Source organism: Enterobacter sp. KB-280D8, assembly GCF_041399405.1.
Taxonomy (GTDB): Bacteria; Pseudomonadota; Gammaproteobacteria; order Enterobacterales; family Enterobacteriaceae; genus Enterobacter; species Enterobacter cloacae_N.
Genome location: NZ_JBGKEC010000015.1, coordinates 30,298 through 47,591 on the forward strand (window position 1 = coordinate 30,298; position 17,294 = coordinate 47,591).

Below are 17,294 nucleotides of genomic sequence, written 5' to 3' on the forward strand. Positions count from 1 at the left end.
GTCGATTGTAGCGCCTGCAAATAAAAATTGTGATGGTTTTTATGCCATTGCCCTGGCCTGTATCAAACACAGGTGAAAAGACCCGAAAAGTATAGCTGCTGAAGAGCCCTCCCGGGGCGGCGAAATGTTGGTCAAAACAGGGTAAAATGGAGCATAAAATATGGCCCTGTTATAAGTCCTGTTTCTCAGGGGTACCCCCCCATAAAAAATCCGCATAATCCCAGCATTGACAGGACCTCCCCCACATTTTATTTATAGGGCCGTATTTTGCGCCTGCACCTGTTTTCGTTTCACTCTTGTGCCAAGGTCGCTTATTCATTCCCTGACACGAGGTTGTTATGACGAGTTTTGTGGTCGCCAAGTTTGGCGGCACCAGTGTGGCCGATTACGATGCCATGAACCGCAGCGCCGATGTGGTGCTGGCCGATCCGAATACCCGCCTGGTGGTGCTCTCTGCATCTGCCGGCGTGACGAACCTGCTGGTTTCTCTGTCTGAAGGACTGGAAGCGACAGAACGTTTCGTAAAGCTGGATGCACTGCGCAAAATTCAGTTCGACATCCTTGAACGTCTGCAGAATCCAAACGTGATCCGCGAAGAAGTGGAACGCCTGCTGGAAAATATCACCACCCTGGCAGAAGCGGCGTCTCTGGCCACCTCTACCGCCCTGACCGATGAACTGGTCAGCCACGGTGAATTGATGTCTACCCTGCTGTTCGTTGAAATCATGCGTGAGCGTAACGTTCAGGCGCAGTGGTTTGACGTGCGTAAAGTGATGCGTACCAGCGATCGCTTTGGCCGTGCCGAACCGGACGTTGAGATGTTGGCCGAGCTCACCAACCAGCAGCTGGCTCCGCGCCTGGCAGAAGGCATGGTGATCACCCAGGGCTTTATCGGCAGCGAAGCGAAAGGACGCACGACAACGCTTGGCCGTGGCGGCAGCGACTACACCGCCGCGCTGCTGGGCGAGGCCCTGCATGCAACGCGCGTGGATATCTGGACTGACGTGCCGGGTATTTACACCACCGATCCGCGCGTCGTTTCCGCGGCGAAACGTATTGATGTGATCGCCTTTGAAGAAGCGGCGGAAATGGCCACCTTCGGCGCGAAAGTGCTGCATCCGGCAACGCTGCTGCCCGCCGTGCGCAGCGATATTCCGGTCTTCGTTGGCTCCAGTAAAGATCCAAAAGCGGGCGGGACGCTGGTCTGCAAGAAAACCGAGAACCCGCCGCTATTCCGCGCCCTGGCCCTGCGCCGTCGCCAGACGCTGGTGACGCTCCACAGCCACAATATGCTCCACTCCCGCGGTTTCCTGGCGGAAGTGTTTGGCATTCTGGCGCGCCATAACATCTCTGTAGATTTGATTACCACCTCCGAAGTGAGCATTGCGCTGACGCTGGACACCACTGGCTCCACCTCGACCGGCGACACCCTGCTGACGCAGTCGCTGCTGATTGAGCTGTCTGAACTGTGCCGCGTGGAGGTGGAAGAAGACCTGGCGCTGGTGGCCATCATCGGTAACAAGCTGTCGCGCGCCTGCGGCGTGGGCAAAGAGGTGTTCGGCGTGCTCGACCCGTTCAACATCCGTATGATCTGCTACGGTGCCTCCAGCTACAACCTCTGCTTCCTGGTCCCTGCCGATCAGGCCGAGCAGGTGGTGCAGAAACTTCATCAGAATTTGTTTGAATAAAATTCGTTAGCACGATAAACAATACCTATAAGCCGGGCACAGACCCGGCTTTTTTATAACTAAACAACACGACAATACTGCAAGGAATTCACTATGTTATCCGCTATCACTCGGCTGTTCCCGCTATGGGCGCTGCTGCTCTCGGTACTCGCTTATTACACGCCCACCACGTTCACCGGCATTGGCCCGTGGGTCACCACGCTGCTGATGTTGATTATGTTCGGCATGGGCGTGCACCTGAAAATCGACGATTTTAAACGCGTGCTGTCGCGCCCTGCTCCGGTGGCCGCAGGGATCTTCCTGCACTACCTGGTGATGCCGCTCGCGGCCTGGCTGCTGGCGATGGCCTTTAAGATGCCGCCCGATCTCTCCGCCGGGATGGTGCTGGTGGGCAGCGTCGCCAGCGGTACGGCATCTAACGTGATGATCTATCTTGCGAAAGGTGATGTGGCGCTCTCCGTTACCATCTCTTCCGTTTCCACGCTGGTGGGCGTGATTGCCACGCCGCTGTTAACCCGCCTGTACGTGGATGCGCATATTCAGGTGGACGTGATGGGCATGCTGCTCAGCATTCTGCAGATAGTAGTAATCCCGATTGCGCTGGGGCTGGTCATTCACCATCTTTTCCCGCGCGTAGTGAAGGCCGTTGAGCCGTACCTGCCCGCGTTTTCGATGGTCTGCATTCTGGCGATCATTAGCGCCGTGGTGGCGGGTTCCGCATCGCACATTGCTTCCGTAGGCTTTGTGGTGATCGTCGCCGTGGTGCTGCATAACACGATTGGCCTGCTGGGCGGCTACTGGGGCGGGAAGCTGTTTGGCTTTGACGAATCCACCTGCCGCACGCTGGCAATCGAGGTGGGCATGCAGAACTCCGGCCTGGCGGCGGCGCTGGGTAAAATTTACTTCTCGCCGCTGGCGGCCCTCCCGGGCGCGCTGTTCTCCGTCTGGCATAATCTCTCCGGCTCGCTGCTGGCGGGATACTGGTCCGGCAAACCGATTGATGAACAAACGAAAAAAGATGCGGTGAAGCAGGGTTAATTTACGCTGCTTGCTTTACACTGAAGCCTCTCTATCAGGAGGCTTCAGCAATGGCTACACCACGTTTGACCCAGAAAGACATGACGGAAGCGGAGCAGCGCGAACTGAAAACGCTTCTCGACCGCGCCCGCATCGCGCATGGCCGCACGCTGACGAACGCCGAAACCAATCAGGTGAAAAAAGAGTACATCGATAAGCTGATGGCGCAGCGTGAGGCTGCGGCCAAAAAAGCCCGCAAGCTGAAAAAAGAGCAGGCTTATAAGCCGGATGCAGAGGCGACCTTTTCCTGGTCCGCCAATACATCAACCCGTGGCAGGCGCTAATCAGCGCCCTTTCTTTTTACGCCCCGGCTGGGTAAAGCGTTTTCCGTTGCCCGGCTTGCCTCGCCCTTTCTCTTCCGCCTGCGGCGCCTTCACCACCGGGCGCTTAATCGCCTGCGTTTTCGGTTTTGCTTTAGCTTTCGGCTTCGCCTCGGACGAGGAGTTCTCGATAAGCTTGAACAACTCAATCAGCTCGTCATCTGTTAAGTCACGCCACTCGCCCAGCGGAATACCGGACAGGCTGACGTTCATGATGCGCGTGCGTTCCAGCTTCGTCACTTCATAGCCGAAGTACTCGCACATGCGGCGGATCTGACGGTTCAGGCCCTGCACCAGGGTAATGCGGAACGCGAACGGTGCTTCTTTCTTAACCTTACACTTCTTCGTGACGGTACCGAGGATCGGCACACCGGCGCCCATGCCGCGAATAAATTCGTCCGTGACCGGCTTATTTACCGTCACGATGTACTCTTTCTCGTGGTCGTTACCGGCACGCAGGATTTTGTTGACCAGATCGCCGTGGTTGGTGAGGAAAATCAGCCCCTGAGAGTCTTTATCCAGACGGCCAATCGGGAAGATGCGGCTGCTGTGGTTCACGAAATCAACGATGTTGTCCCGCTCGCCGTCTTCCGTGGTGCTGACAATCCCAACCGGTTTGTTCAACGCGATAAACACCAGGTCTTCTGCATCACGCGGTTCGATGAGCTGACCATTAACTTTAACCACATCGCCAGGGACCACCTGGTCGCCGATGGTGGCGCGTTTGCCGTTAAGAAACACGTTACCTTGTTCAATGTAACGGTCAGCCTCGCGACGTGAGCAGATCCCGCTCTCGCTAATGTATTTGTTTAATCGGGTTGATTGAGTTGGCAGCATAGTTTCTCCTGTGAAGGGCGAAATATACCTTAGGTTTGGGCCGAAAAAAAAGATTAGCTGAAGGTAACTGAAGCGGGTTTTTTAGTTTGCGAGACGCTTTCAGGATTTAGCGTCAGGCCATTTATCCTTGTGCTAACTCCTTTTAGTTTTACTCTCCAGAAACAATTAATTTGTAGTTTATAAATTACAGGGAGTAATATGAAGGAGATTGTTCAGACAGAATCCTTCCAACGCTGGGAGCAAAACTTAAAAGATCGGCGAGCGAAGACCATTATCGCTTCCCGCCTCTTTCGGTTGGCAAATGGTTTAGCGGGCGACATTAAACCCGTTGGGGAAGGTATAAGTGAGCTGAGGATCCACTATGGTCCAGGCTACAGAATTTATTTTAAAGACCAGGGCAATTGCATCATCGTGCTGTTATGTGGTGGTGACAAAAGCAGCCAGGCCAGAGACATACATGTGGCAAAAATGTTGAGCAATGTATCCCAATGGCAGGAGTGAATGAGCATGCATAAATTAACATCCTACGATCCAGCAAACGCGCTGGTGGATGACGAGGAAATCGCCGTATTTATGGCTGATGCATTAGAAACTGGCGACTCAGCGTATATTGCTAAAGCGCTGGGCGTCATCGCGCGCGCGAAAGGAATGTCGACCATTTCACAGCAAACGGGTCTATCACGAGAACAACTGTATCGATCGTTCAGTGAGAAAGGAAACCCAACGCTTAAAACCACTCTGGCGGTCATGAAAGCATTGGGTCTTGGGCTAACAATCAAACATGCCGGAGATTAATACTCATCCCGCTCGTCGTCTTCATCCGGCTGCTCCATCACGCTGTACGCCACCGCGCAGAACAACGAGTTGAGACGCTTCATATCCCCGAGCAGCCCCAGATGCAGCGAACTGGTTTCGATACTCTGCACGTTCTGCTGGTGCAGACGCTCAACGTGGGCGTGCGAATAGCGGCGGTTGAGGATGCGGAAACGATGCTTGTTGCGGCGCAGGCGGCGAGCGCTCGGTACGTCGCTGGAGAAGAAGACCGACATCGCCAGCTTGAGGTTGCTCACCAGTTGTTCGTGGAGCGCTTCCAGCTCCTTCAGCCCTTCAACGGAGAACGCCCGACGCGCGGCCAGCGATTTATCGGCGATTTCGCTGCCCATACGTTCGACGATATCCGAGGCCTGCTCGAGGTTGAGCGACATCTCGATGATTTCCGCCCACCGGCGGGATTCCTCCTCCGCCAGCTCGTCCTGCGGGATACGCGCCAGATAGAGCTTGATGGCGGTATACAGCACGTTGATGTCGTCCGCCAGCCTGCGCAGCTCTTTTTCCTCGCGCGGCTCGCCGTGCATCACCTTCTGCAGCCCTTCAAGCATGGTTTCCATTGCATCGCCCATGCGCAGCGTTTCGCGGGCGGCGTTAGCGATAGCCAGCGCGGGGGTATCCAGCACGGAAGTATCCAGATGCTTCGGCTTAAGGCGCGCGTCCAGCTCCGGTTCGTCGCTGATAAGCCGCTCGCAGAAGCGGGCCATCGGCGCGGCAAACGGCACCATCGCCAGACAGCGCACCAGGTTATAGAACACGTGGAAGTAGATCACCAGCTCCGCTTTCGGCAGGGGGAGGTTGTCCATCAGGTTCGCCAGCGGGTGTACAAACGGCAGAATAATCAGGCTGCCCACCAGCTTAAACAGCAGGCTCCCGAGCGCCACGCGACGTGCAGCGGCATTGGCGGCGCTGTTGTTGAGCATTGCCAGCAGGCCAGAGCCGAGGTTAGCGCCTATCACCAGACACAGCGCTACCGGGAAGGAGATCGCGCCTGCTGCGGTGAGCGTGGCCGTCAGCAGCACGGCTGCCAGGCTGGAGTAGCTGATGATGGCAAACACTGCCCCGATCAGCGCATCCAGCATGATGTCACCTGTCAGCGAGGCGAAGATCACCTGCACGCCGTTCGCCTGGGTGATAGGCGTCACCGCCTGCACGATCAGCTCCAGCGCCAGCAGGATGAGGCCGAGGCCAATGCCGACGCGTCCGAGCTGCCCGGCACGCGTCTGCTTGCGGCCAAGGAAGAAAATGACGCCAATAAAAATCAGCAGCGGCGAGAGCCACGAGAGGTCAAAGGTCAGGATACGCGCCATCAGCGCGGTGCCGACGTCAGCGCCCAGCACGATCACCAGCGCCGGGGCGAGCGCGACCAGATCCTGCGCCACGAACGAGGTGACGAGCATAGTGGTGGCATTGCTGCTTTGCACCAGCGCCGTCACGCCGATACCCGCGCAGAAGGCGAGCGGCTTCTTCTCAACGCTGCCGCTGAGAACGGTACGTAAGCGCGCGCCAAACACGCGCATCACGCCGGTGCGGACAATATGGGTGCCCCATACGAGCAGTGCGACTGCCGAAAGCAAATGTAACAACGTCAGCACGGAAGTGGGTTCTCCTTATCGTTATAGATTTTATGATTAAGTATAAGGGTTTAAACGTAAGAAAGAGACAGGGCACCGTTGAGGTGCCCTGTTTGTTGTAAGGAAAAGTGACGTTAGTCCGCGTCGTAGCCCAGATTCGGCGCCAGCCAGCGCTCGACGTCTGACACGCTCATGCCTTTGCGCAGGGCGTAATCTTCGATCTGATCCCGCTGCAGTTGCGCCACGGCGAAGTACTTGCTGTCCGGATGGCTAAAGTACCAGCCGGACACGGACGCGCCCGGCCACATGGCGAACGATTCGGTAAGCTTCATGCCGGTATGGGCTTCTACGTCCAGCAGTTTCCAGATGGTGCCTTTTTCGGTGTGCTCCGGGCAGGCCGGATAGCCCGGCGCAGGGCGAATGCCCTGGTAGTTTTCACGGATCAGCTCCTCGTTGCTGAGGTTCTCATTCGCCGCATAGCCCCAGTGCACCTTGCGCACGCGCTCGTGGAGGTACTCGGCGAACGCTTCCGCCAGGCGATCGGCAATCGCTTTCACCATGATTTTATTGTAATCATCGTGCTGCGCTTCAAACGCGTTCGCCAGGGCGTCTTCTTCCAGCCCGCCGGTTACCGCAAACGCACCGATATAGTCGGCTTTCCCGCTCAGCTTCGGCGCGACGAAATCCGCCAGGCAATAGTTGGCAAAGCCCACTTTTTCGGTTTGCTGCCGCAGATGGCGGCTGACCGCCAGCACGTGGGTGCGGGTTTCATCGCGGTAGATTTCCACGTCATCGCCCACGCGGTTCGCCGGGAACAGGCCCACCACGCCGCGCGGGTTGAGGGTTTTCTCTGCGCTCAGCGTGTCGAGCATGTCGTTGGCATCTTTAAACAGGCGCTTCGCCTCCTCGCCTACCACCTCATCTTCCAGGATGCGCGGATATTTGCCCGCCAACGACCAGGTCATAAAGAACGGCGTCCAGTCGATGTAGTTACGCAGCGTTTCGATGCTGGCCGTCACGTCCTGCACACCCAGACGGTGCGCGACCGGTGGCGTATAGCTGGACCAGTCAAAGGCCAGATCGTTATCGCGCGCCGCCTGAAGTGAAACAGGCGGGGTGCGCGGTTTCTTACGTCCGTGCTGGATGCGGACGGTTTCGTACTCTTTGCGGGTGCGCGCCACAAAGTCGTCGCGCTGGGCGTCGGAGAGCAGCGCGGAGACCACGCCCACCGTGCGCGAGGCGTTCTGCACGTAGACCGTCGGGCCGCTGTAGTTCTGCTCGATTTTCACCGCCGTGTGCGCTTTCGAGGTGGTCGCCCCGCCAATCAATAACGGAATGGTGAAGCCCTGACGCTCCATCTCCTTAGCCACGTTGACCATCTCGTCCAGCGACGGGGTGATCAGCCCGGAGAGACCAATCAGGTCGGCGTTCACTTCGCGCGCGGTCTTGAGAATTTTATCCGCCGGGACCATCACGCCAAGGTCGATAATTTCGTAGTTATTACACTGCAGCACCACGCCGACGATATTTTTGCCGATGTCGTGCACGTCGCCCTTCACGGTGGCGATAACCATTTTACCGTTGCTGGAGCCTTTCTCTTTGCTGGCTTCGATAAACGGTTCCAGATAGGCGACGGCCTGCTTCATGACGCGGGCGGATTTCACCACCTGCGGCAGGAACATTTTGCCCTCGCCGAACAGATCGCCGACCACGTTCATGCCGTCCATCAGCGGGCCTTCAATCACTTCAATCGGACGGGCTGCCTGCTGACGCGCTTCCTCGGTATCCTGCTCAATGAACTCGGTAATCCCTTTCACCAGCGAGTATTCCAGACGCTTTTTCACGTCCCAGGAGCGCCATTCGGCCTGCTGAACGTTGGCTGCGTCATCCGACTTGCTGCCACGGTATTTTTCGGCCAAATCCAGCAACCGCTCGGTCGCGTCGTCGCGGCGGTTAAGGATCACGTCCTCGACGGCGTCGCGCAGCTCGGCAGGGAGGTCGTCATAAATCGCCAGCTGTCCGGCGTTGACGATCCCCATGTCCATCCCGTTGCGGATGGCGTAATAGAGGAACACGGCGTGGATCGCTTCTCGCACCGGATCGTTGCCGCGGAAGGAGAACGACACGTTCGACACGCCGCCGGAGATCAGCGCATGCGGCAGCTCGCGTTTAATATCTTCACACGCCCCGATAAAGTCCTGGGCGTAGTTATTGTGCTCTTCAATCCCGGTCGCGACGGCGAAGATGTTCGGGTCAAAGATGATGTCTTCCGGCGGGAAGCCCACCTCTTCGGTCAAAATCTTGTACGCGCGGCGGCAAATCTCGATTTTGCGCTCGCGGGTATCCGCCTGGCCCACTTCGTCGAAGGCCATCACTACCACGGCGGCACCGTAGCGGCGGACCATCTTCGCGTGGTGGATAAAGATATCAACGCCTTCTTTCATCGAGATAGAGTTGACGATGCCTTTACCCTGAATGCACTTCAGCCCTTTTTCGATGACTTCCCACTTGGAGGAGTCGATCATGATCGGCACGCGGGCGATGTCCGGCTCACCGGCGATCAGGTTGAGGAAACGCACCATCGCCGCTTCGGCGTCGAGCATCCCCTCGTCCATGTTGATATCGATAATCTGTGCGCCGCTTTCCACCTGCTGGCGGGCAACGTCCAGCGCCTCGCTGTACTTCTCTTCTTTGATCAGACGCTTGAACTTTGCAGACCCGGTGACGTTTGTACGTTCACCCACGTTCACAAACAGGCTGTCGTCGCCAATGGTCAACGGCTCAAGGCCGGACAGGCGACAGGCAACCGGAAGCTCGGGCAGCTTGCGCGGCGGAAGACCCGCTACCGCATGGCTCATGGCGGCGATGTGCTCCGGCGTGGTGCCGCAGCAGCCGCCGACGATATTCAGGAAGCCAGACTCGGCCCACTCGCGGATTTGCGCCGCCATAGTGTCGGCATCCAGATCGTATTCACCGAACGCGTTCGGCAGACCAGCGTTCGGGTGCGCGGTGACGTAGCATTCCGCGATGCGCGAAAGCTCCTGCACGTACTGGCGCAGTTCGTCCGGCCCCAGCGCGCAGTTCAGGCCGAAGGAGAGCGCTTCAGCGTGACGCAGGGAGTTATAAAACGCTTCGGTTGTCTGGCCGGACAGGGTACGACCGGAGGCGTCGGTGATGGTGCCGGAAATCATGATCGGCAAGTCAACGCCCAGCGCCTCAAACTCCTCTTTCACCGCGTAAATGGCGGCTTTGGCGTTGAGGGTGTCGAATACGGTTTCAATCAGGATCAGGTCGGAACCGCCTTCCACCAGCGCTTTGGTCGATTCACGGTAGGCGACAACCAGCTGGTCAAAGGTGATGTTGCGAAACGCCGGGTCGTTCACGTCCGGTGAAATCGACGCGGTGCGGTTCGTCGGGCCCAGCACCCCGGCAACGTAGCGCGGCTTATCCGGCGTGCGGGCCGTCCACTCGTCGGCGCAGGCGCGCGCCAGCTTCGCGGCTTCAAAGTTGATCTCCGCCGACAGGGATTCCATCTGGTAATCCGCCATGGCGATGGTTGTCGAGTTGAAGGTGTTGGTTTCAACGATATCCGCACCCGCTTCGAAGTAGGCGTTGTGGATATCCTTAATCACGGACGGCTTGCTGAGCACCAGCAGGTCGTTGTTCCCTTTGAGGTCGCAGGGCCAGTCGGCAAAGCGCTCGCCGCGGAAATCGTCTTCGCTCAGACGATAGCCCTGGATCATGGTGCCCATGCCGCCGTCCAGCACCAGAATTCGTTCATTTAACTGCGCACGCAGTTGCTCTACTTTGCTGCTCACACTTGCTCCCGACAACGCTCAACTAGGCCAAAAGGCTGCGTTCCATACTGGCACAATCTCGCAGGGTGGAAAAGTCACACTGCGGTAACATGAGACATGTTCACCATCACTCCTCCGATCAGTCAGGAAAGCGGTTGCAAATCCACCAAATAAAACGAAAATGATTTCCACGATACAGAAAAAGGAGATCGTCATGGTCGCGACCGTTCCCGCTAAACGCGGCAGAAAACCTGCCGCCACCACTGCCGCACAACCTGGCGGACAGGTTCAGTCGCTCACGCGCGGTTTGAAGCTGCTGGAATGGATTGCCGAGTCGCACGGCAGCGTAGCCCTGACGGAGCTGGCCCAGCAGGCTGGCCTGCCGAACTCCACCACGCACCGCCTGCTGACCACCATGCAGCAGCTGGGCTTTGTCCGCCAGGTAGGCGAGCTGGGGCACTGGGCGGTGGGCGCACACGCGTTTATCGTGGGCAGCAGCTTCCTGCAGAGCCGTAACCTGCTGGCGATTGTGCATCCGATTCTGCGCAAGCTGATGGAGGAGTCCGGCGAGACGGTGAACCTGGCGGTGCTGGACCAGAGCGACCATCAGGCGATTATCATCGACCAGGTGCAGTGTACGCAACTGATGCGTATGTCCGCACCGATTGGCGGCAAACTGCCGATGCACGCCTCCGGTGCAGGGAAAGCGTTTCTCTCGCAGCTGAGCGAAGAGCAGGTGACGGGGCTGCTGCACCGCAAAGGTCTGCACGCCTACACCCACGCCACGCTGGTGTCGCCGGTGCATCTGAAAGAAGATCTGGCGTTAACCCGCAAGCGCGGCTATTCGTTTGATGATGAAGAACATGCCCTGGGCCTGCGCTGCCTGGCGTCCTGCATTTTTGACGAGCATCGCGAGCCGTTCGCCGCGATCTCCATCTCTGGCCCCATCTCACGTATGACCGACGACCGCGTGACCGAGTTGGGTGCGCTGGTGATTAAGGCGGCAAAAGAGGTGACGCTGGCGTACGGTGGGATTCGTTGAGATTGAGTGCGGCCTGATGCCCTCACCCCGGCCCTCTCCCACAGGGAGAGGGAGAAAACCGGATGCAAAACCGCTGCTTGCGGCGGTAGGCATACACATCTTCCACGTGCCCATTTTTGATCCGCGTTTGCAGCCCGCGCCAGTAGCTGGCGCGGAACAGATCCTCATGCATCTCTTCAAATAGCGGGCCGATGCGCGGGTCGGCACACAGCCAGTGGCGAAACTCTTCAGGAAACACATCTCCCGGCGAAACGCTGTACCACGGCTCGCTGGAGAGCTCATCCTCCGGGTAACGTGGTGCTGGGATATCGCGGAAGTTCACTTCGGTCATGTAGCAAATTTCGTCGTAATCGTAGAACACTACCCGCCCGTGCCGGGTGACGCCGAAGTTTTTAAACAGCATGTCTCCCGGGAAAATATTGGCGGCGGCCAGCTGGCGAATCGCGTTGCCGTATTCTTCGATGGCATCCCGCAGCGCCTGACCCTCGGACTGCTCAAGCCAGATATTTAGCGGCACCATGCGGCGCTCAATATAGAGATGGCTTATCACAATTTTGTCACCCAGATCGGTAATTTTCGCGGGCGCTTCCTGCATCAAAAGCGTCATGAGCGCCGGGTCGATCTGCTGTTTATCCAGCACAAAGTTTTCGAACTCCTGGGTATCCGCCATGCGCCCGACGCGATCGTGCTCTTTGACCAGCTGATAGCAGGCGCGGACGTGCGCGGCGGTCATCTCTTTCTGCGGCGCGAATCTGTCTTTAATCACCTTAAAGACCCGATCGAAACCCGGCAGCGTAAACACCAGCATCACCATACCGCGAATGCCTGGCGCTTCGATAAACTGCTCGTCGGCCGTGGTGACGTAGCGCAGGTATTCCCGGTAGCTTTCCGTTTTGGCGTGCTTCTGGCAGCCAATCGCCATATACAGCTCGGCGGTGGTTTTACCGGGCAGGATCTCGCGCAGCCACTCCACAAGGGCGGCAGGCAGCGGGGCGTATACCATGAAATAGGAGCGGGCGAAGCCAAACACGATGCTGGCCTCGGCGCTGGTAGTCAGGCAGGTATCGACAAACAGTTCCCCGTTGTCGGTACGGTGGATCGGTAACAGAAAAGGCACGATGGCCGTCGGCGTAACCAATTTGCCCACCAGCCAGGCGGCTTTATTACGGTAGAAAAGCTCGTTGGCAACCTGCAAATGGCTACGGCTAAGCACCGCCTCGCCGAAGGTTTCATTGAGATGCGCATGGATATAGCCGATATCCCGGGCTTTATTCTCCCAGGGCAGGCGCAGCGGCAAATCGGTTAATACGCGGTGCAGGAGCTTTTCCCATCCGCGATCGGGAAAGAAGTCTTTCGCCAGCGGACGCGGAATGGAACGAAAGCGTCGCTCCGGCTGGGAGCTAAAAATAAATAACCGCTCAGGAGATAACGAGCGGTGGTCAAATAACCGGCAATAGACGGAGTTGAAAAAGCTCTCCGCAATCTCGAAGCGAGGGTAGTCGGGTAACAGATGGGTGTAATGCTCTTTCACGCGCAGTAAAAATTCCGCGTCCGGGCTTTTACCGTCGGTAATACAGCGCAGCTGCTCCACCACCAGACCCACGTGGTGGTCGTAGAGATGGATACGCTGCTTCATGGCCTGCTGAACCGCATGCCAGTCTGCATGTTCGAAGCGCTGCTGCGCGCCGGATGTCACTTCAAGAAAACGACCATACTGGGCATCGAAGCCCTGCAAAATAGTTTGGGCAATCAGTAATTCCAGGCCACGCGACATATATTCCCCTTACCCAACCCTCTCCCCGGAGGGGAGAGGGGGAAAAGATTAGAACTGTGCTTCTTCCGTTGAACCCGTTAAGGCGGTGACGGAGGAGGTGCCGCCCTGAATAATCGTGGTCACATTATCAAAGTAGCCGGTGCCCACCTCCTGCTGGTGAGACACGAAGGTGTAGCCGTCTTTACCCGCGGCAAACTCCGGCTGCTGCACCTTCTCAACGTAGTGCTTCATGCCCTCACCCTGCGCGTAGGCATGCGCCAGGTCGAACATGTTGAACCACATGCTGTGGATGCCTGCCAGGGTAATGAACTGGTATTTGTAGCCCATGTCGGACAGCTGCTGCTGGAAGCTGGCGATCGTTTTGTCATCCAGCTTTTTCTGCCAGTTGAAGGACGGCGAGCAGTTGTAGGCCAGCAGTTTTCCCGGGAACTTCGCGTGAATGGCGTCGGCAAAGCGTTTTGCCAGCGCCAGATCCGGCGTAGAGGTTTCACACCAGACCAGGTCCGCATAGGGGGCGTACGCCAGGCCGCGGCTGATCGCCTGTTCAATGCCGGCATGGGTGCGGTAGAAGCCTTCGCTGGTGCGCTCGCCGGTAATGAATTCGCTGTCGTACGGGTCGCAGTCAGAGGTGATCAGGTCCGCCGCGTCCGCATCGGTACGGGCAATCACCAGCGTCGGCACGCCGAGCACGTCAGCAGCCAGACGCGCGGCAACCAGCTTCTGAATCGCTTCCTGAGTCGGAACGAGCACCTTACCGCCCATGTGTCCGCATTTTTTCACTGACGCCAGTTGGTCTTCGAAGTGAACGGCCGCTGCACCGGCCTCAATCATCGATTTCATCAGCTCGAAGGCGTTCAGCACACCGCCGAAGCCCGCTTCCGCATCCGCGACGATCGGCAGGAAGTAGTCAGTAAAGCGCGGATCGCCAGGTTCGATACCGGCGGCCCACTGGATCTGATCCGCACGACGGAAGGTATTGTTGATCCGATCCACCACCGACGGCACGGAGTTTGCCGGATAGAGCGACTGATCCGGGTACATGCTGGAGGCCAGGTTGGCGTCCGCCGCGACCTGCCAGCCGGAGAGGTAGATAGCTTCAATACCGGCCTTCGCCTGCTGCAGCGCCTGACCGCCGGTCAGCGCGCCGAGGCTATTGATGTAGCCTTTTTTAGAGCCGCCGTGCAGCAGCTTCCACATTTTCGCCGCACCGTTCTGTGCCAGCGTGCATTCCGGGTTGACCGAGCCGCGTAATTTCACCACTTCCTCCGCGCTGTAAGGACGGCGGATGCCTTCCCAGCGAGGTTGTGTCCACTCTTTCTTTAACTCTTCGATTTGTTGGGTACGGGTTTTCATGTGCAGATGCTCCATATTGTTATGTGGTGAGTTACGCCAGGAAGCGGTAGCCCGGCAGGGTCAGGAAGTCGATTAAGTCATCTGATGTGGTGATTTGCTCCATCAGGCGCGCGGCGTCATCAAAACGTCCGCTGCTGAAGCGGTGCTCACCCAGCTCGTCCTGGATCACCCGCATCTCTTCGGCCAGCATCTGGCGGAACAGCGCTTTTGTCACCGGCTTGCCGTTGCTGAGCGTTTTTTGATGGTGGATCCACTGCCAGATGGAGGTACGAGAGATTTCCGCCGTGGCGGCATCTTCCATCAGGCCGTAGATAGGCACGCAGCCGTTGCCGGAGATCCACGCCTCGATGTACTGGACCGCGACGCGGATATTGGCACGCATGCCCTCTTCCGTCCGCTCGCCCGCACACGGAGCCAGCAGCTGTTCTTCAGCCGTTGGGGCATCTTCTTCGCGCGTGACAAACAGCTGGTTTTTGTTATCGCCGAGCACGCGGTTGAAGACCTCCATCGCCGTATCGGCCAGACCCGGATGTGCAATCCACGTGCCGTCGTGACCGTTACGGGCTTCAAGTTCTTTATCGGCTTTCACCTTGTTGAGCACCTGATTATTGCGCTCCGTGTCTTTGCTCGGGATAAAAGCCGCCATGCCGCCCATCGCAAAGGCGCCGCGCTTATGGCAGGTTTTGATCAGCAGACGCGAGTAGGCGCTCAGGAACGGTTTATCCATGGTCACAACCTGACGATCCGGCAGCACGCGATCGGGATAATTTTTGAGAGTTTTGATGTAGCTGAAGATATAGTCCCAGCGTCCACAGTTCAGGCCGACAATGTGATCGCGCAGGGCGTGCAGAATTTCATTCATCTGGAACACGGCAGGCAGCGTTTCAATCAGCAGCGTGGCCTTGATGGTGCCGCGCGGCAGGTTGAAACGATCTTCCGCGTAGCTGAATACTTCACTCCACCAGGCCGCTTCCTGCCAGGCCTGCGTTTTTGGCAGGTAGAAATAGGGACCGCTACCTTTTGCCAGCAGGTTCTTGTAGTTGTGGAAGAAATAGAGTGCGAAATCAAACAGGCTGCCCGGAATGGCTTCCCCACGCCATGTGACATGTTTTTCAGGCAGGTGCAGACCGCGTACGCGACAGATCAGCACCGCCGGATTCGGTTTGAGCTGGTAGATTTTCCCGGCTTCGTTGGTATAGCTGATGGTGCCGTTCACGGCGTCGCGCAGGTTGATCTGCCCGTCGATAACTTTGTTCCAGTCTGGTGCCAGCGAGTCTTCAAAATCGGCCATAAAGACTTTAACGTTGGCGTTCATGGCGTTGATCACCATTTTGCGCTCTACCGGACCGGTGATCTCAACGCGTCGATCCTGTAAATCTTCAGGGATGCCGCGGATTTTCCACTCACCGCGGCGAATGGAAGCGGTTTCCGAAATGAAGCCAGGCAACTTGCCATCGTCAATTTCCTGCTGCTGATGAATGCGGGCCGCCAGCAGCTTATTACGCTGTGGCGTAAAGCGGGTCACCAGTTCAGTCAGAAATTCTACCGCTTCCGCCGTCAACACTTGCTGTTCTTGCTCGCCATACGGCTGGGTAAAGGCCAGTTCGTCGACCGTCGTTGCCTGTTGAGTCATTAATCTGCTCCTCATCAAAGATCCAAAATCACGCCCCCGATGCGAACGAAAGATCGTTGGGTAGTTTTCGCTCAGCAGAATTAAGACTATCTATATTTTTTCTAAAATCAAAAACAATTTCCATTTTAATTGTTTATCGCAATTAATTTATTGATTTCATTGGAATTAAATTTTAATCGAATGATGAGTGATATTTCGGAAATAAAAAAGGCACCCGAAGGTGCCTGATTTGAATAGCTGAAACGCTTTAGGATCGTTTAGTGCAGAAGATTACTCCAGCGTCGGATTCATGTGACGCAGATCGTATGGCGTTATCTGATAGACGTAATAGTTGAGCCAGTTGGTAAAAAGCAAATTCCCGTGACTGCGCCAGGTCGCTCTCGGTTTGTTTTGCGGGTCGTCTTTCGGGAAATAGTTGTACGGTACATCCGGATTAAGACCCGCTTCGACATCACGGAAATACTCTGACGCAAGGGTATGCGGATCGTACTCAGGATGCCCGGTCACGAATGCAATCCGTTTATCCTTGCTGGCAAACAGATAAGCATCTCCATCTTCCGTTTCGGCCAGGATCTCCAGATCGGTGTAGTCACGAATCAGCTGGGCCGGGAAATCGGCGTAGCGAGAATGCGGGGCCAGGAAGGAGTCGTCAAACCCGCGCGTCAACAGCGCGTGTGGATGAAGAATGTGGTGTTCGTATACGCCGGAGAGCTTTTCAGTGCGGGTCTGTTTGGGAATACCGTAGAGAATGTTGAGTGCAGCCTGTACGGCCCAACAGACAAACAGCGTAGACGTGACGTGATCTTTTGCCCACTCCAGCACCTGTTTGATCTGCGGCCAGTAGGCGACATCGTTAAATTCCACCAGGCCAAGCGGCGCGCCGGTTACAATCAGTCCGTCGAAGTTTTCCCCCTGAATATCTTCGAAGTTACAGTAGAAGTTATTCAGATGCTCAGAGGGCGTGTTACGTGACTCACGGGCATCAATACGCAGCAGCTGAATATCGACCTGCAGCGGGGAGTTCGACAGAAGACGCAGGAACTGGTTTTCTGTTTCGATCTTTTTTGGCATCAGATTGAGAATAAGCACCTTCAGCGGGCGAATTTCCTGACCTGTCGCACGCGAAGCCGTCATCACGAAGACGTTTTCTTCACGCAAGAAATTGACGGCTGGTAGCTCGTCCTGCACCCGAATCGGCATAACTTAATATCCTCACAGCATACGTATAAACGTTTAGACATCCAGATAGCTAACAATACCCAGAAACTATCGGAATGTCGAGTCTGCAAGTTGAAGGTGAGAAAGTTTCAGGGAGAGAGAGGAAAAACAAAAGCAAAAAACCCCGCACCTTACGGTACGGGGTTCTTCTTG

The 17,294-nt window shown here is 56.8% G+C and carries 13 protein-coding genes; 6 read left to right on the forward strand and 7 right to left on the reverse strand.

Going from position 1 to position 17,294, the window contains the following annotated elements; genetic code table 11:
* The first annotated feature begins 338 nt into the window (after nucleotides 1–338).
* From lysC to AB8818_RS21775, 3 genes are all read left to right on the forward strand, one after another.
* On the forward strand, nucleotides 339–1,688 hold the full coding sequence (lysC, locus tag AB8818_RS21765; RefSeq protein WP_041911575.1) for a lysine-sensitive aspartokinase 3: 1,350 nt from the start codon (nucleotides 339–341) through the stop codon (nucleotides 1,686–1,688).
* Between the two features lie 93 nt (nucleotides 1,689–1,781).
* Nucleotides 1,782–2,726 carry a ketopantoate/pantoate/pantothenate transporter PanS gene (gene panS / locus AB8818_RS21770; protein ID WP_116343974.1) on the forward strand — a complete coding sequence of 315 codons (945 nt, stop codon included), beginning with the start codon at nucleotides 1,782–1,784 and terminating at the stop codon, nucleotides 2,724–2,726.
* A gap of 50 nt (nucleotides 2,727–2,776) precedes the next feature.
* A complete protein-coding gene (locus AB8818_RS21775; protein WP_003860346.1) occupies nucleotides 2,777–3,049 on the forward strand; it encodes a DUF3811 domain-containing protein in 273 nt (90 codons plus the stop codon).
* Here AB8818_RS21775 and rluF read toward each other — a convergent pair whose 3' ends face one another.
* A complete protein-coding gene (gene rluF, locus AB8818_RS21780) occupies nucleotides 3,050–3,922 on the reverse strand; it encodes a 23S rRNA pseudouridine(2604) synthase RluF (RefSeq protein WP_047366837.1) in 873 nt (290 codons plus the stop codon).
* Nucleotides 3,923–4,120: 198 nt separating this feature from the next.
* Here rluF and AB8818_RS21785 point away from each other — a divergent pair, with 198 nt between their 5' ends.
* Together AB8818_RS21785 and AB8818_RS21790 are read left to right on the forward strand one after the other, a co-directional pair.
* Nucleotides 4,121–4,423 (forward strand): type II toxin-antitoxin system RelE/ParE family toxin, encoded by a 303-nt coding sequence (locus AB8818_RS21785; protein ID WP_163330885.1) that lies wholly within the window; start codon nucleotides 4,121–4,123, stop codon nucleotides 4,421–4,423.
* 6 nt (nucleotides 4,424–4,429) lie between these two features.
* Nucleotides 4,430–4,717 carry an addiction module antidote protein gene (locus tag AB8818_RS21790; protein WP_163330884.1) on the forward strand — a complete coding sequence of 96 codons (288 nt, stop codon included), beginning with the start codon at nucleotides 4,430–4,432 and terminating at the stop codon, nucleotides 4,715–4,717.
* Here AB8818_RS21790 and AB8818_RS21795 read toward each other — a convergent pair.
* Both AB8818_RS21795 and metH read right to left on the reverse strand, forming a co-directional pair.
* Nucleotides 4,714–6,345 carry a Na/Pi cotransporter family protein gene (locus tag AB8818_RS21795; RefSeq protein ID WP_116343973.1) on the reverse strand — a complete coding sequence of 544 codons (1,632 nt, stop codon included), beginning with the start codon at nucleotides 6,343–6,345 and terminating at the stop codon, nucleotides 4,714–4,716. The two genes, AB8818_RS21790 and AB8818_RS21795, sit on opposite strands and share 4 nt — an antisense overlap.
* 113 nt (nucleotides 6,346–6,458) lie before the next feature.
* The gene (gene metH / locus AB8818_RS21800; protein WP_192984278.1) at nucleotides 6,459–10,142 is read right to left on the reverse strand and encodes a methionine synthase; all 3,684 of its coding nucleotides are present in this window, start codon (nucleotides 10,140–10,142) and stop codon (nucleotides 6,459–6,461) included.
* A gap of 193 nt (nucleotides 10,143–10,335) precedes the next feature.
* On the opposite strand from metH, the gene iclR reads away from it, so the two are divergent.
* Nucleotides 10,336–11,163, forward strand: a complete 828-nt coding sequence (gene iclR / locus AB8818_RS21805; RefSeq protein WP_125915538.1) for a glyoxylate bypass operon transcriptional repressor IclR — start codon at nucleotides 10,336–10,338, stop codon at nucleotides 11,161–11,163.
* 22 nt (nucleotides 11,164–11,185) lie between these two features.
* On the opposite strand, the gene aceK is transcribed toward iclR, so the two are convergent.
* The 4 genes from aceK to metA all read right to left on the reverse strand — a co-directional run bounded on the left by aceK (nucleotide 11,186) and on the right by metA (nucleotide 17,123).
* Entirely contained in the window at nucleotides 11,186–12,937 is a 1,752-nt protein-coding gene (gene aceK / locus AB8818_RS21810; RefSeq protein ID WP_192984276.1) for a bifunctional isocitrate dehydrogenase kinase/phosphatase, read from the reverse strand.
* A gap of 48 nt (nucleotides 12,938–12,985) precedes the next feature.
* On the reverse strand, nucleotides 12,986–14,290 hold the full coding sequence (gene aceA, locus AB8818_RS21815; protein WP_192984274.1) for an isocitrate lyase: 1,305 nt from the start codon (nucleotides 14,288–14,290) through the stop codon (nucleotides 12,986–12,988).
* 31 nt (nucleotides 14,291–14,321) lie between these two features.
* Entirely contained in the window at nucleotides 14,322–15,923 is a 1,602-nt protein-coding gene (aceB, locus tag AB8818_RS21820) for a malate synthase A (RefSeq protein ID WP_192984271.1), read from the reverse strand.
* A gap of 270 nt (nucleotides 15,924–16,193) precedes the next feature.
* The gene (metA, locus tag AB8818_RS21825) at nucleotides 16,194–17,123 is read right to left on the reverse strand and encodes a homoserine O-succinyltransferase (protein ID WP_151413575.1); all 930 of its coding nucleotides are present in this window, start codon (nucleotides 17,121–17,123) and stop codon (nucleotides 16,194–16,196) included.
* Nucleotides 17,124–17,294 lie beyond the last annotated feature (171 nt).